Below are 20,881 nucleotides of genomic sequence, written 5' to 3' on the forward strand. Positions count from 1 at the left end.
GGGCGCCGATTTCCCCTGGTACTGAAGGAGCTTCAGATGCGGGCGATCCCCAGACCTCCGCGTGGTACCCGCCACGCAGGGCGCACCTTGGCGGCGACTGCCCTCGCGGCGATCGGCGCGCTGTGCCTGTCGGCCGTGCCGGCAGCCGCCGCTTCCCCCTCCGCTTCGCACACCGCACGTGGTTCCGCTTCCCAGGCCGCGAGCCGGGCCCCAGCCTCGGCCTCGTCCTCGGCCTCGTCCTCGGCTTCTGCTTCTCCTTCGGCTTCGTCCTCGGCGCGCAAGGCGGCCCGGCAGGCGCCGGCCGCCACCGCCGGGGTGGGCGCCACCACCTCGTTCACGACCTACGAGGCCGAGGCCGGCACCACCGGCGGCGGCGCCACCGTCACCTCGCTGACGTCGGCGCCGACCACGCAGTACTCCAGCGCCGCCCTCGAAGCGTCCGGCCACGCCTACGTGCACCTCGGCGGCACCGGCAACTCCGTGCGGTGGACGAACAGCACCGGATCGCCCATCAGCTTCCTCAACGTACGTGCCAGCATCCCCGATTCGGCGTCCGGCGGCGGCCAGACCGCGACGCTCGACCTGTACGTCAACGGGGTGTTCCGGCAGGCGCTCAACCTCAACTCCAAGCAGAGCTGGGTGTACGAGGGCAACAACAACTACAACACCAGCGACAACCAGAACCCGGCCGACGGCGACCCCCGGGTCTTCTGGGACGAGTCGCACACCTTCGTCACCGGCACGCCGATCCCGGCCGGCGCCACCTTCTCGCTCCAGAAGGACGCCGCCAACAGCGCGTCCTCCTACGACGTGGACTCCGTCGACGTGGAGAACCCGCCGGCGCCGCTCGCCCAGCCGGCGAACTCGATCTCGATCACCAGCTGCGGCGCGGTCTCCGACGACACCCCGACCAACGGCGCGGCCGACGGCCAGGCGGTGGACAGCCGGGCCGCGATCCAGAGCTGCATCAACCAGGCCCAGTCACAGGGCAAGATCCTCTGGATTCCGCAGGGCACCTTCTACGTCAAGGGCACCACCGGCCTGACCGCGCAGGGGATCACCATCGCGGGCGCGGGGCTGTGGTACAGCACCGTCTACCGCGACGTGCCCGTGCCCAACAGCACGCCGCTGGCAGCGCTGTTCGACGTGACCTCCTGCACCGTGCAGAACTTCCACATCGACGCCAACGCGGTCAGCCGCGGCACCGTCGGCGGCGACGGCGGCGCGATGGACACCACCGGCACCAACTGGGTCGCCGACGGCATCTGGACCCAGCACACCATGTCCGGCTTCTGGGCCTCGGGCACCGGCGGCACCGTCCGCAACAGCCGGCTCACCTCGGTCTGGGCGGACGGCATCAACGTCAACAACGTCTCGCTCAACGCCGACACCGGCAACAACCTGACCGTCACCAACAACTTCGTCCGCGGCACCGGGGACGACGCCATCGCCATCAACTCGGTGCACTACAACACCAACAGCGACGGCTCCCAGACGTTCTACAACCCGATGACGAACATCACCGTCAGCAACAACACCTCGATCGCGCCCTGGGGCGGCAAGGGCATCGGGATCTACGGCGGCAGCGGCCACCACGTCACCGACAACTACATCAGCGACACCGCCCGCTATATCGGCCTGGGCGCCGGGCGGTTCGGCGTCAACGGCAGCGACCTGCTGTCCGCGACGATCTCCGGGAACACCGTCGTCCGCTCCGGCGGCAACGCCTACAGCCAGGGCCAGCCCGCCTTCCACATCGGCAACGGCGGCGACGGGCAGAACACCGGCGTCGTCGACTCGGTGACCGCCACCGGCAACACCGTCACGGACTCGCTCTACGACGGGATCGACTTCTCCACCTCGACCAACTCCCTTCTACAGGACAACACCGTCACCGACCCGGGCCGCAACGGCGTGGTGATCGCGCCGCCGTTCTACCCCGCGCCCACCGGCTCGGCGACCATCACCGGCAACACCGTCAGCGGCCTGCACACCGGGGCCACCGCGTACATCAACAACTCCAGCGGATTCACCGCCACCTTGAGCGGCAACAACTGGGAACCCTCCGCGCCCGAGGGCCCGTTCGGCGGCACCGCGGCAGCGGTCCCGGGCACGGTCCAGGCGGAGAACTACGACACCGGCGGCGAGGGAGTGGCGTACCACGTCACCAGCGTCAACGGCAACGCCGACAACTACCGTGCGGACGGGGTGAATCTGGAGACCACCTCGGACACCGGCGGCGGCTACGACCTCGGCTGGAGCGACAGCGGGCAGTGGTTCCGCTACACCGTGGACGTCGCCACGGCCGGGACGTACACCGTCGGCCTGCGGGTGGCCGATCCGGCGGCGGTGCCGGGGGCGCTGCACCTGTCCGACGCGGCGGGCGCGAACCTCAGCGGCGCCGTCGACCTGCCCGGCACCGGGGACTGGCAGGACTGGGCCACCGTGAACACCGAGGTCACGCTGCCCGCGGGCCGTCAGGTGCTCACCTTGAACCAGGACAGCGGCGGCTGGAACGTCAACTCCCTGACCTTCACCGCGGACAGCTCCGCCGCCGTCGACCTCGCCGCGAACCGTCCGACGAGCGAGTCGAGCCACACCGACGTCTACCCCTCGTCGAACGCGACCGACGGCTCCCGGAACACGTACTGGGAGAGCGCCGACAACGCGCTTCCGCAGTGGCTCCAGACCGACCTCGGCGCGGCGCACAGCGCGTCGCGGATCGTGCTGCAACTGCCCGCCGGTTGGGGCGCGCGGACCGAGACCCTGTCCGTGCTGGGCAGCACCGACGGCACGACCTTCGGCACCGTGAAGTCCTCGGCCGCCTACACCTTCGATCCGGCGACCGGCAACACCGTCACGATCACCTTCCCGGCCACCACCCAGCGCTACTTCCGGCTGAACATCACCGCCAACACCGGCTGGCCCGCGGGGCAGATCGCGGAGTTCCAGATCTGGACCAGCTGAGCGGACCGGGGGCGCCACGCAAGGGCGTGCGCCGGATCGACGAAACGCCGTGCGGCGGGCGGCAGTTGCCGCCCGCCGCACGGCGGCTCGCGCGAGGGCCACGGGTCCGGGGTCCCCGGACCGGGGGTCAGCGCTCGTAGACGCCGGTCAGCCGGCCGCGGCCGAGGACGGGCCCGGCGACGGTGGGCAGGAGGGTGCGGGGACGGGCCCGCTCCGGTGACGTGCCGTCAGGGGTGGCGCCGACGGGAGCGGCGAGGGCGAACAGCTGGAAGACGTAACGGTGCGGCCCATGGCCCTTGATGGGCCCGGGGCCGCGGTACCCGCGCCCGACGGTGCCGCGCAACGCCTGTACTCCGGGGGCCGGTTGCCGTGCGCGGAGCGCGCCGGGGTCCAGGTGCCCCGCCGCCGGGTCGACGAGGGCGACGCAGTGCACGGCGGGCTTGGCCAGGGGGACGTCGATGTCCTCGACGACCAGGAGGAGTTGGGCGGTGCCGGCCGGCGGCGCGGTCCAGGCCAGGTGCGGGGACAGGTCGGCGCCGCCCACGCGCTTCTCGCAGTGCTCCAGCGCCATGGCGCCGCCCTCGTCGAAGTCCCGGCTGGTCAGGGCCAGTTCGTCAGGGCCTTGCAGGTTGGGCAGGTGCCACGCCAGGTGCGCGTCCCCCGCCCTGCGGTTCTTCAGCAGCCCGCCGAGCAGTGTCATCGTGCCGCCCCGATCATCCGGACCGCCGCGACGGCGGCGGTGGCGCCGCCGCCGGGTGCGGACGTGCGGTGGTGCGTCGTCTGTGCCATGGCTGTCTCTCCTGGGGAGGTCGGCTGGTTTCCGTCGGCGTCAGATGTTCCGGGCCAGTCGCTCCAGCAGCGCGGCGGCCGCTGCGAGCTGATCCAGCTCAGCGGGGGTGAACATACCGCTGGTCAGGGCCTGGGCGATGAGTTCGGTCCGCGCGTTGCGCTTGTCCCGCAGCGCCTGCCGGCCGGCGTCGGTGACCGTGAGCACGGCGCGCCTGCCGTCGTCCGGGTCCGGACGGCGTTCGACCAGGCCGCGGGCGTGCAGGGCGCCGATCGTCGTCCCCATCGCCTGGGCGGTGATCTGCACCTCCCGGGCGAGCGCGGAGGAGGTGGTGGGGCCCGAGCGCTCCAGGTGCGACAGGGCGCTGCGCTCGGGCATGGTGAGTTCGCCCGCGGCGGGCACTTGTCGCACCCGTCGCAGCAGCACGCTGAAGCTCGCCAGCAGGACTGCGGCGACCTCGCCGGCATCCGGTTCGTCGGCCATATACTCAACCTAACTTATCAACAGCCTTGAGCAAATTCGGCTCCCGAGTCCCGTCCCGCCCGGGCCCCCGCTCCCGGCTCGCGACTCCAAGGCACCCGCCCCCTCCGACTCCCCCTCGCCACCCCCGTACGCCCGGCGCACAGCGCCCGCGGCGGCAAGCGGGGCTTCATCCGGGAACCAGACGGGCATGACCATGGCAACGATGTCCTCCCGACGTCCTTGCCCACGTCCTTCCCCCCACGGAGGTCCGTATGAGGCTGCGTTCGGCCTTGTCCGCCCTGTTACTCCTCGTCAGCTGCGTGCTCGCGGCCACCGCCGCGGCCGGCGGCCCCGCCGCAGCCGCCACGGCGCCGCATCGCACGACCGCACCCGCCACCGCCGCACCAACCGTCACCGAGCACCCGGTCACCCTGGTCAACGACACCGGGCAGACCATCTGGATCGGCAGCAACGTCAACGCCGACGGCTCCGCGCAGCTCACCGGACTGCCCACGCTCGACACCGGCCAGTCCGCCACCGTCGCCATCCCGGAGGACACCGGCGCCGGCCACTGGCGCGGCAAGTTCTTCGCCCGCGAGGGGTGTTCGGGAGCCGACGGCAGCACGTTCCACTGCGTACTCGGTGACTGCGGTGCTTCGGTGGGCAGTTGCACCACCGGCGAACAGCCGGTCAGCCTCGCCGAGTTCAACTTCGACCCGTCCGACAGCCTGGCGCCCTGGTACAACGTCAGCTACGTCAACGCCTTCTCGGTGCCGGTCACCATCAGCCCCGACGGTGTCGCCCCGCCGCCGGACGGCGGGGCCTGCGCCCCGGAGGGCTGCCCGGACGACCTGCTGCCGTACTGCCCGCCCGACGACCTGACCACCGACGTGGGGACCGGCCTCGCGCTGTGCGTCAACCCCGACCGCGACGCGCAGACCCCGTACAGCGACGCGATCGGCGGGCACTGCCCCTGGGCCTACGCCTGGTCGAAGGCCGACACCGTCCCGGGCAACAAGGTGGTGCGCGACTGCACGTCATGCAGCGGCTTCACCGTCACCTTCCACTGAGAGGACGTCGCCGTGACCACTTCGCGAAGCCTCGGCCGCGTCCCCGCCCGCCTGCTGCCCGTGGTCGTCGCCCTGGCCGTGCTGGCCGTGCTCACCGTGCTCGGCCGCACCCCCGCGGCCGGCGCCGACGCGCGCAAGGGCGTGAGCGTCACCCCGGTCGACGGCGCCTCGCAGGCGCTCGCCGACGTCGGGGCCGGCTGGTACTACGACTGGAGCACCACGCCCGGCGCCGTGACGGGGCCGGCCGGCACCGAGTTCGTGCCGATGATCTGGGGTGCGGCCGACGTCAACGCCACCGCCCTCGCCCAGGCCGCCCAGCAGGGCACCGAACTGCTCGGCTTCAACGAACCCGACCTGGCCGGCCAGGCGGCCATGTCCCCCGACCAGGCGCTCGACCTGTGGCCGCAGTTGGAGGCGACCGGGCTGCGGCTCGGCGCCCCGGCGGTGGCGTACGGCGGCGACACCCCGGGCGGCTGGCTGGACCAGTTCATGTCGGGCGCGGCGGCCCGCGGCTACCGCGTCGACTTCATCCCGCTGCACTGGTACGGCGGCGACTTCTCGTCGGCGGCCGCGGACGAGCTGCGCGGCTACCTCCAGGCGGTGTACGACCGCTACCACAAGCCGATCTGGCTCACCGAGTACGCCCTCACCGACTTCTCCGGCAGCACGCCGCGCTACCCGACCGCCCAGCAGCAGACCGACTTCGTCACCTCCTCCACGGCCATGCTCGACAGCCTGCCGTTCGTCGAGCGCTACGCCTGGTTCACCCTGTCCACCGCGACCAGCCCCACCGGCCTGTACGACGGCACCGTGCCCAACTCCTCGGGCGTGGCCTACCGCGCGGCGAGCTGACCACCGGCCACCGGACCACCGACCACCTGCCGCGACCGCCTGCCCCCGATCGCCTCCCCGCCGGACACGCGACCTCCCCCGGGGAGGCGGCCGGGGAGCGCGGGGTGAGTGCGTCCGGTGGTGTCAGAGGTGGTCCGGGAACGGGCGAAACGCGGTGGGACGAGGGTGTGTTCGCCGTTATGACCTGGCTTGACATACCTCCGGTCACACCGACACGATGCGTCATGATCCCGGGTCCGGGGCTGCCCGGCGTATTCCGTTCCCCGGCGCACGACGCCCGCGCACATCGGTGCGGCGCACGCCGGAGCAGATCTCCCTCGTGTGCGACCACGGGTCGCCGAGCACGAGGGAGGGGTGCTTTCTCATGTCAAGACGCACCAGAACATGGCAGATAGCCGTGGCCGCGACCGCGGTCGCGGCCGCCACGGCAGTGGGTGCCGGACCGGCGTCCGCACACGGCGGGCAGTCGACGTATCCGGCGCAGCACAAGGGACCGGGCGGCACGCCCACCCCTGACGGCAAGTGCGTGTTCACCGTCGAGGGCAAGACGTGGACGCCCGGCAAGGGCCTGGCCTCGATCAAGCCGTCGAGCGACGGCAGGATCAGCATCGGCGTGACCGCCGACGGCGGCACCTGCACGGTCTCGCTCGCGGTCTACCTCGCGCAGGGCCCGGACTTCGCGTCCTCCGGCCAGCAGGTGCTCACCGACTTCTCCACGGTGACCGTGCAGCGCCACAAGAAGGGCACGCTCACCGTGTCCGCGCCCGCCACGGGCTGCTTCGCGCAGATCGACCTGTACAAGGGCAGCACCGAGTACGACGGCAAGACCGGCGCGGGCCACGGCCCGGCGCCGCACGGCCCGAACGGGTCGGTGATCGGCTCCAACCTGCTCGCCTCGTGGAACGGGCCGACCGGTGGCAAGGACTGCACCACCACCGAGCCCACCACTCCCCCGGCGTCGCCGTCCCCTTCGGACAGCGCCACGCCGACGGACACGCCGACCGGCACCCCCACGGACACCCCGACCGGCACGCCGTCGGGCAGCCCGACGGACACCTCCTCCGCCACGCCGAGCGACACGGCGAGCGCCACCGCCACCGCCACGAGCAGCGCGCCGGCCGTCGGTGACACCGACTCCCCGTCGCCGTCCGCGACCGGTTCGCTCGCGCACACCGGCAGCAGCGGCAACACCGGGCTGTTCGCCACGCTCGCCGTGGTGCTGGTCGCCCTCGGTGGTGCGGTGACCTTCGTGGTACGCCGCCGCGGCACCGGCCGCGCGCACTGACACAGCGTCAGGCGGAGCCGTCGCAGCTGACGGCGCCGTAGCGCCACAGGGGCCCGGATGCGGAAGTCCGCATCCGGGCCCCTGTCCGTGCCCGCGGGCGGCGTCGGAGGACGCGCCGGGCGGGCCGTGGGCGAGGCGACGCCGGTCAGTGGCCCGAGGTGGCCTTCAGCCCGACCACCGACGCGACCAGCAGGCAGACGAAGAAGATCCGCGCGGCCGAGATCGGCTCGCCGAGCAGCAGCATGCCGACCACCGCGGCGCCGGCCGCGCCGATGCCGACCCAGACGCCGTAGGCGGTGCCGATCGGCAGGGTTTTCGCCGCCTGCGAGAGCAGCAGCATGCTCGCCACGATGCCGGCCCCGGTGAGCAGGCTCGGCCCGAGCCGGGTGAAACCGTCGGTGTACTTCATGCCGATCGACCAGGCGACCTCGAGCAGACCGGCGACAATGATCAGGACCCATGCCATGACGGCACCTCCGCGGGTTGGTGACTACGGGGGTGCGCCGTCTTTGCAGGGTCCCGGTACGGCGCGCTCGTCGGGGCGAACACCTCAACCGTAGCAAATCGCGGCGCCGCGGCAGCCGTGCGGCCGAAGTGGTGACCGGAGTCACCACACCACCTCGGCGGCCGAGAGATCCGATGTCAGGGCGCCGGTCGGCCGGATTTCGCCACCACACGGGACATCCGTCCGCGAGTCATCCGAACTTTCGCCGCCCGCAAGGGGATTGGCGTGGACCAGGGCGCGGACTTACAGTCCAGGCGTCCGCCGTCGCACCTCCACGGAGCAGGCATCCCGCCCGCCCCTCCCCCCTCAGGAGTTCCCATGCAACGACGCGTACCGGCCCGCCGGCGAGCGGCGGTCCTCGCGGCCGTCCTGCTCGCCGCTGGGTTGTCCGTCCCGGCACTGTCCTCCGGCGCGTCGGCAGCGACGCCGACCGCATCCGAGCCCGCAGCCGCATCCGCATCCGGGTCCGTATCCAGGTCCGCACCGCGGTCCGCCCCCGCGCGCACGACCGCTCCGGCCGCCGACGCCGGAGGCTGGACCGGGAGCTGGTCGGTGTCCCCGCAGAGCGGCGGCCCGTCGTACGGCCAGCAGACGCTCCGGCAGATCGTGCACACCAGCATCGGCGGCAGCGCGGCCCGTATCCGGATCTCCAACGCCTTCGGGTCGGCGCCGCTGACCGTCTCCGACGTGCATGTGGCGCGGCGCACCTCGGGCTCGTCGGTGGACACCGGCACGGATCGGGTGGTGGACTTCGGCGGGCAGCCGTCGGTGACGATCCCGGCCGGCGGCACGGCGGTCAGCGACTCGGTCGCGTTCACGGTGTCCGCGCTGTCGGACGTGGCGGTCAGCTTCTACCTGCCGAACGCGACCGGCTCGGCGACCTACCACCAGCAGGGCACCCAGACCAACTATCTTGCGGGCGGCGACGTCAGCGGCGACGTGACGCTCAACGGCGCCTCGACGAGCGGCAGTTACGCGTTCCTGACCAACCTGGACGTGCAGAACTCCGCGGCCGCGGGCGCGGTGGTCACGCTCGGCGCGTCGATCACCGACGGGGTGGCCTCGGCCCAGGACGACAACCGCCGCTGGCCCAACGACCTCGCGCAGCGGCTGTCGGACAGCGGCCGTACGGTCGGCGTGCTCAACCAGGGCATCAGCGGCAACAAGCTGCTCAGCGACGGCGCCGGGCAGAGCGCGCTCAACCGCTTCGACCGGGACGTGGTCGGCCAGCCCGGAGTGCGCTGGGTGATCTTCTCCGACGACCCGATCAACGATGTCGGGGTGGCGAACCCGCCCACCGGTGACCAGTTGATCGCCGCGCTCCAGCAGCTCATCTCGCGCGCGCACCAGGCCGGCATCTCCTTCCTGTGCTCGACGCTCACCCCGTTCCAGGGGTCGGGCGGCTGGTCGCAGGCCGGCGAGGACTCCCGGGACGCGGTCAACGCCTTCATCCGCGGCGCGGGCAGCGGGTGCGACGCCGTGGTCGACCAGGACGCCGCGACCCACGACCCGGCGAACCCGGAGCGCTACCTGCCGTCGTACGACGCGGGTGACCATCTCCACCCGAACGAGGCCGGGTTGCAGGCCATCGCCGACGCCGTCGACCTGTCGCTCTTCGACGGCTCCGGCAGCCAGCCGTCCGCGGGCGTGGTGAGCCTGCGGTCGCATGCCGACGGCGACTACGTCACGGCCGCCAACGCCGGTGCGGCACCGCTGATCGCGAGTGCCACGGCGATCGGGACGTGGGAGCAGTTCGACGAACTCGACCTGGGCGGCGGCGACATCGCGCTGCGCGCGCACGCGAACGGGCTGATCGTGACCGCGGACGACGCCGGCGCCGACCCGCTGATCGCCAACCGTACGGCGGTCGGCGGATGGGAGACCTTCCAGCTGGTGCACAACGGCGACGGCAGCGTCAGCCTGCTGGCGCGGGCCGACGGCGACTACGTGACGGCGGAGGACGCGGGCGCGGCGCCGCTGATCGCGAACCGCACGGCGATCGGGCCGTGGGAGGAGTTCGACCTGATCACGTCGTAGCCGGGCGGGGCCGGAGCGAGCGGCGGGGCGAGGCCGGGGCCGGTGCGAGGGGCGCGGTCACCCCGCGGGCGAAGGGGCCTGCGCGGAAGGCGAGTCGGGCCCGGACGAAGGAGCCGGCGCGGGCGGCGAATCGGGCGCGGTAGCCGGCGGGAGCGGAATCCAGCGGTGCGACCAGGCGATGACCGCCTCCAGCACCGGCTCCAACTCCCGTCCCTTGTCGGTGAGGTGGTACTCGACCGGGGCCGGGCCGCTCGCCCCGGCCCGGCGTTCGAGCACGCCGTGCTCCTCCAGGGTGCGCAGCCGCTGGGCGAGCATGGTGTCGCTCAGCCCCGGCACGGCCGCCCGGATGTGTGCGAAGCGGTGCTGGCCGGTGAACACGGCGCGCAGGATGGCGCCGGTCCACCGGCCCCCGATCAGCTCGATGGCGGCGTGGAACCGCTCGCACACCCGGTGGATCTCGATCGCCGCCGCGTGGTCCTGGGACGCCATCGGGGACCCCCGTCTCCGTAGTGCGCGCCGCGGGCGGGCGGGCGGCCCGCGCGCGGCGCTGTCGGTGCGGTGTTACGCGCCCTGCCGGGATTCTGCCAGAGCGGGCCGCAGCGGGCGCAGCGCCGCCTCGACCCTGACCAGCTCGTCCAGCATCGCCTTGGACGACGCGAGCATGGTCTCGTTCGGCTGCACCTGCTCCTCCTCGTCGATGAACTGCCGGACGAAGGGGATGCTGACGCCCTCGAAGACCGGCGTCATCTTCAGGGTCGTCACGACCTGCTTGATCATCTGGACCGCGCGGGTGCCCGCGGAGACCCCGCCGTAGCTGACGAAGCCGACCGGCTTGTAGAGCCACTCGTTGTGCAGGTAGTCGATGGCGTTCTTCAGCTCGGCGTTGTAGCCGTAGTTGTACTCCGGCATCACGAAGACCAGCGCGTCCACGCCGGCGACCCGGGCGCTCCAGTCGCGGGTGTGCTGGTGGGTGTACTGGCCGAGCCGCGGGTGGTTCGGCTCGTTCATGAAGGGCAGCGCGATCTCGGCGAGGTCGATCAGGTCGATCTCGTCGAAGCCGCCGTGCGTACGCGCCTCCCCCTCGAACCACTGGGCGATCGGCAGACCCAGCCGTCCCGGCCTGGTGCTCGCCACAATGATCCCGAGCTTCGACATCGCGTCTCCTTCTGCGTGCTGCGTTTCGGTGTTTCCGCGGTTCCAGCGGTACGCCGGGCCGATCCGCCCGGCGCACTAAGAATACCTTAGTGGATTCTCCTCGCGGCTCCGGCCTGCCCCGAACGGCGTGAATACCGCATTCATCGCATAATTCCCTCAGTGCGTCCCCCACGTGCCGGAGGTAGCCATGGCCACCACGGCCCCGCCTCCGGGCGAGCCGGACCGCAAGGGCGGCGGGTCCCGGCGGGCGCGGGCGCGCGAGGGCGGACGCCGGCGCGGGCGCTGGTCGGCGTTGCGGGTGCGGACGCTGGCCGCGCGCCGGACGGCCGAGCAGCGCTTCCCCGTACTGACCGAGCTGACCGCGCGCCTGCTGTCGGTGAACCTGCTGGACGCGGCCACCCGCCTGGCGGCGCAGCTCTTCCTCACCGCCGTGCCGTTCATGTTCGTGGCGGCCGCCTTCACCCCGCAGTCCGTCCGCACCCACATCGTCGACTCCGCGCAGGACCTCTTCGGGCTGAACGGAAGCGCCCAGCGCCAGCTCGAACAGCTCTACCGCCCGGACAGCGCCGACACCGACACCGAGCGGCAGACCACCGGGGCGATCGGTGCGCTGGTCGCGCTGCTGGCCGCGACCGCCAGCAGCCGGGCGATGGCCAGGGTCTGCGAACGCGCCTGGCTGCTGCCGCGCTCGGCGGCGCGGGTGGTGGTGTGGCGCTGGTTCGCCTGGATCGTGGCCTGGGTGGCGGTGCTTGTCCTGCAAGGGCCGCTGCGCGACGGGCTGGGCGCCGGGCCGTGGCTCGGGGTGCCGCTGATCTTCCTCGCCGACCTCGCGGTCTGGTGGTGGACCCAGCACCTCCTGCTCGGCGCCCGCCTGCCCTGGCTGCCGCTGCTGCCGGGGGCGGTCCTCACCGCCGCCGCGATGACCGCCCTCTCGGTCACGGCCCGCGTCTACATGCCGATCGCGCTCAACCGCAGCCTCGCCACCTACGGCCCGCTCGGCTCGGTCTTCACCCTCCTGTCCTGGCTGATCGCGATCTGCGTCACCCTGACCTTCACCATCACCGCGGGCGCCGTCCTGGCCACCGAGCCCCCGCTCTCCCGTTTCCTCCCCGCCGTGCCGCGCCCGGCCTCGGCTCCGGGCCGGTCCGGGGCGCCGCCCCCGCGCACCTGAACCCGCACCTGAACCGGCACCCGAGTCCGTACCCGCCCGGAGAAAGCAGTTGTCCTCCGCCCCGGTCTCCCTGAACGATCCCGGTGTGACCCTGTTGTTCCTGACCGTCGGCCTGCCCGGAGCCGGCAAGACCACGCGGGCCCGGGAGCTGGCCGCACAGCACGGCGCGCTGCGGCTGACGCCCGACGAGTGGATGATCCCGCTCTTCGGCGAGTCCGACGCGGGCGGCAAGCGCGACGTGCTGGAGGGACGGCTGCTCTCCCTCGCCCTGCAGGCGCTGCGGCTGGGCACCCACGTGATCCTGGACTTCGGCTGCTGGTCGCGCGACGAGCGGTCCGCGATCCGCTGGCTGGCGAGGTCCGCGGGCGCCACCTGCCACCTCGTGTACGCGCCGGTGGACCTCGACACCCAACGCGCCCGGATCGCCCACCGCCAGGCGACCACCCCGGACGAGACCTTCCCCATGACCGAAGCGGACCTCCTCCGCTGGCGAGCCGCCTTCCAGGAGCCCACCCCCGCCGAGCTCACCGGACACGACCTCGACCCTCCCCCTCCCCCCTGGCCCACCTGGCACGCCTGGTCCACCGACCGTTGGCCCTCCTTCACCTGACGAAGACGCCGGCGCCCGTGCTACGTGAAATCGGAGTGGGCGAGGTGGGCGCCGCACACCCGGCAGCGGAAGAGGTACGCGGTCGGCTGCCCGTCGCGGTCCAGCGCGGCGAGGTACTTCACGATGTCCTCGACGGCCCAGCCCCAGTTCGCGATCTCACCGCGCAGGAAGGCCGACGCGTCCGGGTACGCGGCGAGTTCGGCCGCGCCGACCGCGCCGAGGAACGCGGCACCGTCGCCGCAGTGGAAGTACCAGCGGGGGTCCTGCCACGCGCTGTACCCGGGCGTGTGGCGGTCCACCCTCAGCAGGACCTCCAGCGGCACGTCGTCGCCGATCGGGTCACCGATGAAGTGGGCGTCGTACCGGCGCGCGGCGCTGCCGTCCGCCACGCACCAGGGGCAGATCCGGCCGGCCAGGTCGGCCTCGGCGTGGACCGGACCGCGGTAGAGGTACCCGCGGGCCCGCCCGCAGCAGACGCAGGTCCGGTCCGCGGCGGCGACCGAGCCGGTCGCCACGGGGTCGGGGTGGTAGGGGAAGTGGGGCAGCGGCTCCGTCACGGGCGTGACCGTACCGGCTCCCCCGCGCGGCGCGCACGCCGGCCGCATGATCGAATGGGGGTCCCGTCGTCCCGAGCCGCCCTGGAGGGAAGCCGTGCCGGAGCAGCCCGTACGCACCCGCGTGTCGGCCTACGCCATCGCCCGCACCGACGGGCGACTGCTGCTCACCCGGCTCTCCGACGCCTCACCGGTGTTCGAGCCCGGGTCGTGGCATCTGCCCGGCGGCGGCATCGACCCCGGCGAGCAGCCGGCCGAGGCGCTCGCCCGGGAGCTGCGGGAGGAGACCGGCCTCGAACTGCTCGACGCCCGCCTGCTGGAGGCCCGGACGTACACCGCGCACCGGCTCGGCGTGAGCTGGCACCTGGTCGGGCTCTTCCACCTCGTCCGCCTGGCGCCGGGCCCGCTCACCGTCACCGAGCAGGACGGCTCCACCAGCGCGGCCCGCTGGATACCGCTGTCCGAGCTGGCCGAGCCGTCGGGTCCGCGGCTCTCCCCGGCCACCGCGGACGCTCTGCGCATGCTCGCCTGACCGGCGGCGCCGGGCGATCCGGACGGCGGCGCCGGGCGATCCGGACGGCGGCGCCGGGCGATCCGGGATGCGGCGCCGGGCGCACGTCCGTTCGGCGCCCGCGGAGTTGCCGTCACATGAGCACGCGGCAAACGCCTGTGCGAGCGGACTTTCACGCCGCTGAAAGTTGCCGGCGTCCGCGCCCCATCACCGCAGCTCCGCGACCGGCCAACTGGACTGGACCACAGAGGATTTCCCCAACCCCTTTACGCGACAGGGTCGTTCATGCGTCACTCGTGGCGCGTTCACCACGAGCACCTCACCCGCACCACACCACCCCGACCGGCGATCTCCCGCGGTCACCTGTGAGGCCAGGGCTACGCGAGTAGACCCGCTCCTCGGACGAGCACGAGCTCACCACGCACCCGCACGCTCCCCCCACCCCAACGTGCCTGGAGGAAAGCCTTGTTCTCCCGAAACCGCAACGCCCGGGCTGTGCCGCGGAGACTGATGACGGCCGCCGTCCTCACCGCCGGCCTGGCGCTGGCCGCGACGATGTCGACGACGGGCCCGGCCGCCGCCGCGCCCGCGCCGTCGGGCAGCACCATCCCGCTCGGCCACGGCTACATGGGCGTCGGCTACGTCCAGGACAGCAAGGACTTCAAGCCGGACCCGCAGCACCTCCAGCTCAACGCCCAGGGCATCATGGCCCCGGCCGCGGCGTACCCCGAGGGAATCGACGTCTCGCACTACCAGGGGTCGATCAACTGGTCCTCGGTGAAGGCCGCGGGCATCCAGTTCGCCTACATCAAGGCCACCGAGGGCACCACGTACACCGACCCGAACTTCAGCGCCAACTACCTGAACGCCTACAACGCCAAGGTGATCCGGGGCGCCTACCACTTCGCGCACCCGGACCTCTCCAGCGGCGCGACGCAGGCCACCTACTTCGCCACCCACGGCGGCGCCTGGTCGGCGGACAACCTGACGCTGCCCGGGATGCTGGACCTGGAGGGCGGCTGCTACGGCCTGTCGGCGGCCTCGATGCAGTCGTGGATTCTCGACTTCTACAACACCTACAAGGCGAAGACGAGCCGCGACGTCGTCATCTACACCAGCGCGAGCTGGTGGAACAGCTGCACCGGCGGCTGGACCGGCATGTCCGCCAGGAGCCCGCTGAACGTGGCGTACTGGACGACCGGCTCGAGCCCCACCATCCCGAGCGGCTTCCCGTTCTGGACGTTCTGGCAGTACAGCGACTCCGGTTCGATCAGCGGCATCTCGGGCGCGGTGGACCGCGACCGGTTCAGCGCCGACAGCTCACGACTGCTGGCACTGGCCAACAACACGCCCTGACCGGGTAGTTCGGGGCCCCGCGCCCGGACGGCGAACCGCCCACGTCGGCGTCGCGGTCCGGGCGCGTCCTCATGCCGCCCGGGCGCGTCCAGGGCGCCGCGCGAACAGGCCGCGGGGCGTGCCGGGCCAGGAGCGCGGCGGCCTGCGGCGGGACGGCATCCTGCTTACCGCGTCTGGCCGGTCAACGAGGCGTTCAGCTCGGCGAGTTGGCGGGCGAAGATGCGGGCGCCGCCCTGGGCGGGGTGGCGTACGGCGATCGCGGGCACGCCGTTGCGGGCGAGCGCGGCCTCGGCCTTGCGGCCGACGGCGACGAACGTGGTGATCGCGAACGCCTCGGCGAGGGCGAGCGCGACCGGAGCGCCCGCGGCGACCTCGGCCGCCCGCGGGGTGCGGTTGCTCTCCGGGCGCCCCGGCTCCTGCGGGTGGTGCGGGTAGATCGGCCAGAACAGCGGCAGCGCCCCGCGCCACGAGGCCATCGCGCCCCACACCACCGCCGAGGACGCCTCCCAGCCGAACGCCGGGTCCCGCGGCACCCGGAAGCCGTCGCCGTCCGGGTCCCCCGTGATCGGCCCGGGCCGGGCGGTGAGCTGGCGGACGCTCGTGAACGAGATGCCGCTGATCGTGTGGCCGCGGTAGCCGGGCGCCTCGCCGATCAGCATGACGCCGGGCCGGTTCCGGGCGATCAACTCCAGGTAGCGGCGCAGGTTGTCCGTCCGCAGCCGGCCCGCCTCGTCCGCGCCGTAGAGGAACTCCGCGTCGTCCGGTGCGGGCAGTTGCCGCAGCAGCGACCAGAACCTCGCCGTGTCGACCCCGCTCACCGCGACCACCCCGTAGCTCTGTCCATATGCGTACCCGTACCGGTCCTGGCGCCCGAAGCCTGACCCGGACCCCGACCGCCCGCCGCCCGGTCCCCCTCGCCCCTCGGCACACCCGCCACCCCCGCACCGTATCGCCTCCGCGGGGCCCGGGTACGGCGGGCTGGCAGGCGGGGAGCGCGCGGGCTGCTTAGGATGCTGATACGTTGCGCCGTCGGCCCGACGGCCGCTACGGGCAGGACTCGGATGACGTGGGAGGGCCGGTTTTGGCTGCTGGTCCGGGTGGTGGGCGCGAGGCGCCGGAGCGCGAGCAGGCCCGGCTGCGCGGGCTGGCCGAGGCGGGACTGACCGCCCGGTCGGACCCCGACATGGACCGCTTCGCGCGGATGGTCGCGCGCCTGCTGGACGTGCCCGTCGCCCTGGTGTCCCTGCTGGAGCCCGAGCGGCAGGTCTTCCCCGGCATGGTGGGGCTCGGCGATCCGTGGGCGAGCTGCCGGGAGACACCGCTGACGCACTCGCTGTGCCAGTACGTGGTGGCGTCGCGGGAGCCGCTGGTGCTGGCCGACGTGCGGGCGGACGACCTGACCCGCGACAGCCTGGCCATCCCCGACATGGGCCTGGTCGCGTACGCCGGGATGCCGCTCACCGACGCCCGGGGCAACGTCCTGGGGTCGCTGTGCGCGATCGACTCCGTGGTCCGCGAGTGGACCGGGCGGGAGGTCCAGGACCTCGCCGACCTGGCCGAGGCGTGCTCGGCGGAGCTGCGGCTGCGGATCGCCAACCGCCAGGGCGAGGAGGCCCGCGCGGCCGCGGACGAGGCCCGCCGGGCGGCCGAGCAGGTGCTGGCCGGCGCGGAGCTGCAACTGCGCGCGGCCGAGGAACTGACCGGCACCGTCAGCCTGCTCGACGTGCGCCGCAAGGTGCGCGAACTGGTCTCCGGGCTGCTCAAGCCCAGCTACGTGGGCCTGGTGCTCCTCGACGAGGGGGAGCTGCGCCGGGTCCCCGACCCCGACACCGCGCACGCCGTGGAGACCCTGTTCGAACGGTACGGCCCGCAGGACGCGTTCCCCACCGCGCGGGCGTTGCGGGAGCGGCGCACCGTGACCGTGCCCGACCGCGCCCACCTCGTCGAGTGGTACAGCGCCGAGGCCGTCGCCGCCTACGACTCGCTGGGGCTCCAGTCCGCGGTGTGCGTGCCGCTGCCCGCCGTACGCGGGCCGCTGGGCGTGCTGGTGACGGGGTGGGCCGAGCCGCACCGCACCGACCTGACCGAGTACGCGGCGCTGAGCGCGGTGGCCGGCTACACCGCCCAGGCGGTGGAACGCGCGGTGTTCCTGGACGATCGGATCGACGTCGCCCACCAGCTCCAGCAGGCCATGCTCACCACCCTGCCCGAGGTGGACGGCCTGGACATGGCGGCGGTCTACCTGCCGGCGGTCTCCGGGGAGATGGTCGGCGGCGACTGGTACGACGCGATCCCCCTGAGCGTGGCCCCGCAGGCGCTCGCGTCCCTGTCCGAGCCCCTTTCCTCGGCGGCGCCTTCGGCCGTTTCCGGGCCCGGCCCGGTCGCGGCGGCCCCCGCGGTGGCCGCCGGCAGCACCCTCGCGATCACCGTCGGCGACATCACCGGCCACGACATCCACGCCGCCGCCGTCATGGGCCAGGTCCGCAGCATGCTGCGCCAGGCCGCGCTCGACCACCCCGGGCAGGGCCCCGCCGCGGTCGTGGCGGCCCTGGAACGGGCGGTGGCGCACCTGCCGCTGGAGGCCGGCGGCACCCTAATCCACGCGCACCTGCGCCGGCAGGGCCCGGCCTGGCACGTGAGCTGGACCAACGCGGGCCACCCGCCGCCGCTGCTGCTGCACGCGGACGGCCGGGTCGAGGAGCTGACCGTCCACGACGCGCTCTTCCACCACGCCCTCACCCCGCCCGACCGCACCGACCAGCACGTACGCCTTGACCCCGGCGCGACCCTGCTGCTGTACACCGACGGCCTGGTCGAGCACCGCCGGGCGAACATCGACGACGGCATCGCCCGCGCGGCGGCCTCGCTGCTCGCCCACCGCGGGATGCCGCTCCCGGAACTCCTCTCCCGCCTCACCCGCGAGGTCGCCGGTCCCCACAACAGCGACGACATCGTGCTCATGGCGCTGCGCCCGGCCGCTCAGGCAGCGCCGCCCACAGCAGGAACGCGAGCAGGCTGATCCCCGCGCCCAGCGCGCACACGGCCGTCCAGCCCGCCGCCGCGTAGAGCGTGGTCGCGGCGACGGCGCCCGAGGCGCTGCCGATCGAGTAGAAGACCATGTAGCCGCCGATCAGCCGGCTCCCCGCCTCCGGGTGCAGCGCGTAGATCAGCGTCTGGTTGGTGACGTGCACCGCCTGGACGGCGAGGTCGAGGACGATCACGCCGACGGCCAGCGCCCACAGCGAGTGCCGGGTGAAGGCCAGGGGCAGCCAGGAGACGGTGAGCAGGGCCAGCCCGATACCGGTGGTGCGCCGGGAGTGGCCGCGGTCGTTGAGCCGGCCGGCGCCGGTGGCGGCGAGCGCGCCCGCGGCCCCGGCCAGCCCGAACGCCCCGATCGCGGTGTGGGACAAGGAGAGCGGGGGCGCGCTGAGTGGCAGCGCGACGCTGCTCCACAGCGTGCTGAAGGCGGCGAAGATCAGCAGGGCGAGCAGGGCCCGTACCCGTAGAAGGCGCTCGCGTGCGAACAACTGAACGGTGGAGCGCAGCAGTTGACCGTACCCGCCGGCCCTCGGCGCGGCCTTGTTCCGGGACGGCAGCAGGCGGTGGAGGGTCAGGGCGAGCAGGCCGGTGAGGGCCGCCGAGCAGAGGTACACCGAGCGCCAGCCGGCGAGGTCGGCCAGCAGGCCGGAGACGGAGCGGGCGAACAGGATGCCGGTGACCACGCCGCTGGTCACCAGGCCGACGACCTTGCCGCGTTCCTCGGGCGCGGCCAGCGACGCGGCGAAGGCCACCAGCGTCTGGGTGACCACCGCGAGCAGCCCCACGGAGGTCAGGCCCACCAGCAGCAGCGCGGCGTTCCCGGCGGTGCCGACGGCGGTCAACGCCGCTGCCAGCAAGAGGAGTTGGGCGACGACGAGGCGTCTGCGGTCCAGCAGGTCGCCCAGCGGCACCAGGAAGAACAGCCCGAGCCCGTAGCCGACTTGGGTCAGCGTCACGATCGCGCCGACCGTCGCCGTGCCGATCGAGAAGTCGCGGCCGAGCGTCACCAGGAGCGGCTGGGCGAAGTAGACGTTGGCCACCGCGGTGCCGCAGGCCACGGCGAAGAGCAGGGTGAGCCCTCTGGAGAGCCTGAATCCGGACGTCCCCGTGCTCGGCGCCGCGCGCGCTCCCGTGCCTGCGCCGCCCGTGCCCGCGCTGCCCGTGCCTGCGCCCGAGACCTCGGCTTCGCTCGCGGCATCGATCGCGGTTTCGGCCTCGCCCGCCATGACCCTGTGATCGCGTCCCACGCGCAGCCCCTCACATCCGGTTTCATCTTGCTACCAGATGGACGGTAGCCGTAGCTGGTAGCATGTTGCAACCGGACATGAGGAGGAGGGCACGCCATGGTGGAGCGGACCCGCTTCGACGACAGCGACTGCCCCGTCGCGCGGTCGGTCGACGCCATCGGCGACTGGTGGTCGCTGCTGATCGTGCGGGACGCCTTCGACGGCAGCCGCCGCTTCGGGGAGTTCCAGCGCAGCCTCGGCGTGGCGAAGAACATCCTCACCACGCGGCTGCGCGCCCTGGTCGCCGCCGGCGTCCTCGACACCGCGCCCGCCTCGGACGGCAGTGCCTACCACGAGTACGTACTGACCCCGAAGGGACGGGGCCTCTTCCCCGTCGTCGTCGCCCTGCGGCAGTGGGGCGAGCAGAACCTCTTCGCCCCGGGCGAGCCCCACTCCGAGCTTCTCGACCGCCGGCAGGGCCGCCCCTTGCGCGCCCTGGAGGTCCACGCCGCGGACGGACGGCCCCTCACCCCCGACGACACCACCGTCCACAAACTCGACTGACCGCCCCACCCCGCCACTCCGGCGGCCGAAGGGCATTCAACGGCCGGACGCCCGCGGGGCGCACGCAAGGACGCCCGCGAACGGCACGCACGTCGGGGCAGCCGAGCGGCATCGATCAGCCCAGCGACGCGGTTGCCGCGCGCAGGTCCTCCAAGGCCGCCAGCGCATGCGGCGCGAGCCCTTCCGTGTCGTCACGCTCGCCTTCGGACCACTGGGCGTATCCCCGCTTGAACGCGAGGACTCCCAGCTCGGCCGCGAGGTGCGCGGTCGGCTCCGGGACGCCGCGGGCGACGAGCGCGGCCGTCATGGCGGCCGCGAGCCCGACGCTCTTGAGGGCGTCGCGCTCCTGCAGTTCGGTACTGGCCGCCACGGCCGCTTTGAGGCGGGGGCCGAGTTCGCGGTTCGCCGGACCCATGGCGCCCGATGCGCGTTCGAGACCGGCCGCCACCGCCTGGAGCGGGCTGGCGCCCGCGGGGGCCTCGGTGATGCCGTCGGCGAGCAGCCTGCCGAGCGTCTCCTGGCCGGCGACCAGCAGCTCGCGCTTGTCGGAGAAGTACCGGAAGAAGGTGCTCTTGGTGACGCCGGCGCGCTCGGCGATCTGCGCCACCGTGGTGGCGTCGTACCCCTGCTCGGTGAACAGGTCGACCGCCGCGACGACGAGTCGTTGGTCCGCTCCCGGTTGCCATCTGGCCATGAGACCAGGATAGGTGATGAGACTCCTGTCCTATCA

At 73.1% G+C, this 20,881-nt stretch carries 21 protein-coding genes and 1 riboswitch; of the genes, 11 read left to right on the forward strand and 10 right to left on the reverse strand.

The window, feature by feature from the left end:
- Positions 1 to 32: 32 nt before the first annotated feature.
- A complete protein-coding gene (locus tag OG896_RS01645) occupies positions 33 to 338 on the reverse strand; it encodes a hypothetical protein (RefSeq protein ID WP_329361648.1) in 306 nt (101 codons plus the stop codon).
- On the opposite strand from OG896_RS01645, the gene OG896_RS01650 reads away from it, so the two are divergent.
- On the forward strand, positions 316 to 2,967 hold the full coding sequence (locus OG896_RS01650; protein ID WP_329361650.1) for a discoidin domain-containing protein: 2,652 nt from the start codon (positions 316 to 318) through the stop codon (positions 2,965 to 2,967). The two genes, OG896_RS01645 and OG896_RS01650, sit on opposite strands and share 23 nt — an antisense overlap.
- Positions 2,968 to 3,094: 127 nt before the next feature.
- Here OG896_RS01650 and OG896_RS01655 read toward each other — a convergent pair whose 3' ends face one another.
- Together OG896_RS01655 and OG896_RS01660 are read right to left on the reverse strand one after the other, a co-directional pair.
- On the reverse strand, positions 3,095 to 3,667 hold the full coding sequence (locus tag OG896_RS01655; protein WP_329361652.1) for a YbhB/YbcL family Raf kinase inhibitor-like protein: 573 nt from the start codon (positions 3,665 to 3,667) through the stop codon (positions 3,095 to 3,097).
- Between the two features lie 129 nt (positions 3,668 to 3,796).
- A complete protein-coding gene (locus OG896_RS01660; protein ID WP_329361654.1) occupies positions 3,797 to 4,237 on the reverse strand; it encodes a MarR family winged helix-turn-helix transcriptional regulator in 441 nt (146 codons plus the stop codon).
- Positions 4,238 to 4,488: 251 nt separating this feature from the next.
- Between OG896_RS01660 and OG896_RS01665 the strand changes: the two genes are divergently transcribed.
- The 3 genes from OG896_RS01665 to OG896_RS01675 all read left to right on the forward strand — a co-directional run bounded on the left by OG896_RS01665 (position 4,489) and on the right by OG896_RS01675 (position 7,423).
- A complete protein-coding gene (locus tag OG896_RS01665) occupies positions 4,489 to 5,286 on the forward strand; it encodes a thaumatin family protein (protein WP_329361656.1) in 798 nt (265 codons plus the stop codon).
- Positions 5,287 to 5,298: 12 nt separating this feature from the next.
- Entirely contained in the window at positions 5,299 to 6,138 is an 840-nt protein-coding gene (locus OG896_RS01670) for a glycoside hydrolase family protein (protein ID WP_329361658.1), read from the forward strand.
- A 364-nt stretch (positions 6,139 to 6,502) separates the two neighbouring features.
- A complete protein-coding gene (locus OG896_RS01675; protein ID WP_329361659.1) occupies positions 6,503 to 7,423 on the forward strand; it encodes an LAETG motif-containing sortase-dependent surface protein in 921 nt (306 codons plus the stop codon).
- A 145-nt stretch (positions 7,424 to 7,568) separates the two neighbouring features.
- Here OG896_RS01675 and OG896_RS01680 read toward each other — a convergent pair whose 3' ends face one another.
- Complete coding sequence (locus OG896_RS01680) at positions 7,569 to 7,889, reverse strand: DMT family transporter (protein WP_328473093.1); 321 nt, start codon at positions 7,887 to 7,889, stop codon at positions 7,569 to 7,571.
- 31 nt (positions 7,890 to 7,920) lie between these two features.
- A riboswitch (guanidine-III (ykkC-III) riboswitch) is annotated at positions 7,921 to 7,984 on the reverse strand.
- Positions 7,985 to 8,480: 496 nt separating this feature from the next.
- On the opposite strand from OG896_RS01680, the gene OG896_RS01685 reads away from it, so the two are divergent.
- Positions 8,481 to 9,965: a GDSL-type esterase/lipase family protein gene (locus OG896_RS01685; RefSeq protein WP_329361663.1), complete on the forward strand. Its 1,485-nt coding sequence runs from the start codon at positions 8,481 to 8,483 to the stop codon at positions 9,963 to 9,965.
- 57 nt (positions 9,966 to 10,022) lie between these two features.
- Here the strand turns inward: OG896_RS01685 and OG896_RS01690 are convergent, their stop codons facing one another.
- Together OG896_RS01690 and OG896_RS01695 are read right to left on the reverse strand one after the other, a co-directional pair.
- Positions 10,023 to 10,454, reverse strand: coding sequence for a winged helix-turn-helix transcriptional regulator (locus OG896_RS01690; RefSeq protein ID WP_328473089.1), 432 nt, complete (start codon positions 10,452 to 10,454; stop codon positions 10,023 to 10,025).
- A 72-nt stretch (positions 10,455 to 10,526) separates the two neighbouring features.
- The gene (locus tag OG896_RS01695; protein ID WP_328473086.1) at positions 10,527 to 11,120 is read right to left on the reverse strand and encodes an NADPH-dependent FMN reductase; all 594 of its coding nucleotides are present in this window, start codon (positions 11,118 to 11,120) and stop codon (positions 10,527 to 10,529) included.
- 187 nt (positions 11,121 to 11,307) lie between these two features.
- Between OG896_RS01695 and OG896_RS01700 the strand changes: the two genes are divergently transcribed.
- Together OG896_RS01700 and OG896_RS01705 are read left to right on the forward strand one after the other, a co-directional pair.
- On the forward strand, positions 11,308 to 12,291 hold the full coding sequence (locus tag OG896_RS01700) for a ribonuclease BN (RefSeq protein WP_329361665.1): 984 nt from the start codon (positions 11,308 to 11,310) through the stop codon (positions 12,289 to 12,291).
- 85 nt (positions 12,292 to 12,376) lie between these two features.
- On the forward strand, positions 12,377 to 12,901 hold the full coding sequence (locus OG896_RS01705) for an AAA family ATPase (protein WP_329361667.1): 525 nt from the start codon (positions 12,377 to 12,379) through the stop codon (positions 12,899 to 12,901).
- 20 nt (positions 12,902 to 12,921) lie between these two features.
- Here the strand turns inward: OG896_RS01705 and OG896_RS01710 are convergent, their stop codons facing one another.
- Positions 12,922 to 13,458 (reverse strand): CbrC family protein, encoded by a 537-nt coding sequence (locus OG896_RS01710; protein WP_329361669.1) that lies wholly within the window; start codon positions 13,456 to 13,458, stop codon positions 12,922 to 12,924.
- Positions 13,459 to 13,552: 94 nt separating this feature from the next.
- Between OG896_RS01710 and OG896_RS01715 the strand changes: the two genes are divergently transcribed.
- Both OG896_RS01715 and OG896_RS01720 read left to right on the forward strand, forming a co-directional pair.
- A complete protein-coding gene (locus OG896_RS01715) occupies positions 13,553 to 13,987 on the forward strand; it encodes an NUDIX domain-containing protein (RefSeq protein WP_329361671.1) in 435 nt (144 codons plus the stop codon).
- A gap of 489 nt (positions 13,988 to 14,476) precedes the next feature.
- Complete coding sequence (locus OG896_RS01720) at positions 14,477 to 15,322, forward strand: GH25 family lysozyme (protein ID WP_329361673.1); 846 nt, start codon at positions 14,477 to 14,479, stop codon at positions 15,320 to 15,322.
- Between the two features lie 164 nt (positions 15,323 to 15,486).
- Here OG896_RS01720 and OG896_RS01725 read toward each other — a convergent pair whose 3' ends face one another.
- Positions 15,487 to 16,140: a uracil-DNA glycosylase gene (locus OG896_RS01725; protein WP_329361676.1), complete on the reverse strand. Its 654-nt coding sequence runs from the start codon at positions 16,138 to 16,140 to the stop codon at positions 15,487 to 15,489.
- A 263-nt stretch (positions 16,141 to 16,403) separates the two neighbouring features.
- On the opposite strand from OG896_RS01725, the gene OG896_RS01730 reads away from it, so the two are divergent.
- The gene (locus tag OG896_RS01730) at positions 16,404 to 18,341 is read left to right on the forward strand and encodes a GAF domain-containing SpoIIE family protein phosphatase (protein ID WP_329361678.1); all 1,938 of its coding nucleotides are present in this window, start codon (positions 16,404 to 16,406) and stop codon (positions 18,339 to 18,341) included.
- Here OG896_RS01730 and OG896_RS01735 read toward each other — a convergent pair.
- The gene (locus OG896_RS01735) at positions 18,280 to 19,587 is read right to left on the reverse strand and encodes an MFS transporter (protein WP_329361680.1); all 1,308 of its coding nucleotides are present in this window, start codon (positions 19,585 to 19,587) and stop codon (positions 18,280 to 18,282) included. The genes OG896_RS01730 and OG896_RS01735 overlap by 62 nt on opposite strands.
- A gap of 117 nt (positions 19,588 to 19,704) precedes the next feature.
- On the opposite strand from OG896_RS01735, the gene OG896_RS01740 reads away from it, so the two are divergent.
- A complete protein-coding gene (locus OG896_RS01740) occupies positions 19,705 to 20,151 on the forward strand; it encodes a winged helix-turn-helix transcriptional regulator (RefSeq protein WP_329361682.1) in 447 nt (148 codons plus the stop codon).
- A 115-nt stretch (positions 20,152 to 20,266) separates the two neighbouring features.
- Here OG896_RS01740 and OG896_RS01745 read toward each other — a convergent pair whose 3' ends face one another.
- Complete coding sequence (locus OG896_RS01745; protein ID WP_329361684.1) at positions 20,267 to 20,845, reverse strand: TetR/AcrR family transcriptional regulator; 579 nt, start codon at positions 20,843 to 20,845, stop codon at positions 20,267 to 20,269.
- Positions 20,846 to 20,881 lie beyond the last annotated feature (36 nt).

It is taken from the genome of Streptomyces sp. NBC_00669, assembly GCF_036226785.1.
Classification (GTDB): Bacteria; Actinomycetota; Actinomycetes; order Streptomycetales; family Streptomycetaceae; genus Actinacidiphila.

Coding starts and splice junctions, on each gene's coding strand:
- OG896_RS01655 (WP_329361652.1), bottom strand. CDS start 3,667: ATGACACTGCTCGGCGGGCTGCTGAAGAACCGCAGGGCGGGGGACGCG.
- OG896_RS01660 (WP_329361654.1), bottom strand. CDS start 4,237: ATGGCCGACGAACCGGATGCCGGCGAGGTCGCCGCAGTCCTGCTGGCG.
- OG896_RS01665 (WP_329361656.1), top strand. CDS start 4,489: ATGAGGCTGCGTTCGGCCTTGTCCGCCCTGTTACTCCTCGTCAGCTGC.
- OG896_RS01675 (WP_329361659.1), top strand. CDS start 6,503: ATGTCAAGACGCACCAGAACATGGCAGATAGCCGTGGCCGCGACCGCG.
- OG896_RS01680 (WP_328473093.1), bottom strand. CDS start 7,889: ATGGCATGGGTCCTGATCATTGTCGCCGGTCTGCTCGAGGTCGCCTGG.
- OG896_RS01690 (WP_328473089.1), bottom strand. CDS start 10,454: ATGGCGTCCCAGGACCACGCGGCGGCGATCGAGATCCACCGGGTGTGC.
- OG896_RS01695 (WP_328473086.1), bottom strand. CDS start 11,120: ATGTCGAAGCTCGGGATCATTGTGGCGAGCACCAGGCCGGGACGGCTG.
- OG896_RS01700 (WP_329361665.1), top strand. CDS start 11,308: ATGGCCACCACGGCCCCGCCTCCGGGCGAGCCGGACCGCAAGGGCGGC.
- OG896_RS01720 (WP_329361673.1), top strand. CDS start 14,477: ATGACGGCCGCCGTCCTCACCGCCGGCCTGGCGCTGGCCGCGACGATG.
- OG896_RS01735 (WP_329361680.1), bottom strand. CDS start 19,587: ATGGCGGGCGAGGCCGAAACCGCGATCGATGCCGCGAGCGAAGCCGAG.
- OG896_RS01740 (WP_329361682.1), top strand. CDS start 19,705: ATGGTGGAGCGGACCCGCTTCGACGACAGCGACTGCCCCGTCGCGCGG.
- OG896_RS01745 (WP_329361684.1), bottom strand. CDS start 20,845: ATGGCCAGATGGCAACCGGGAGCGGACCAACGACTCGTCGTCGCGGCG.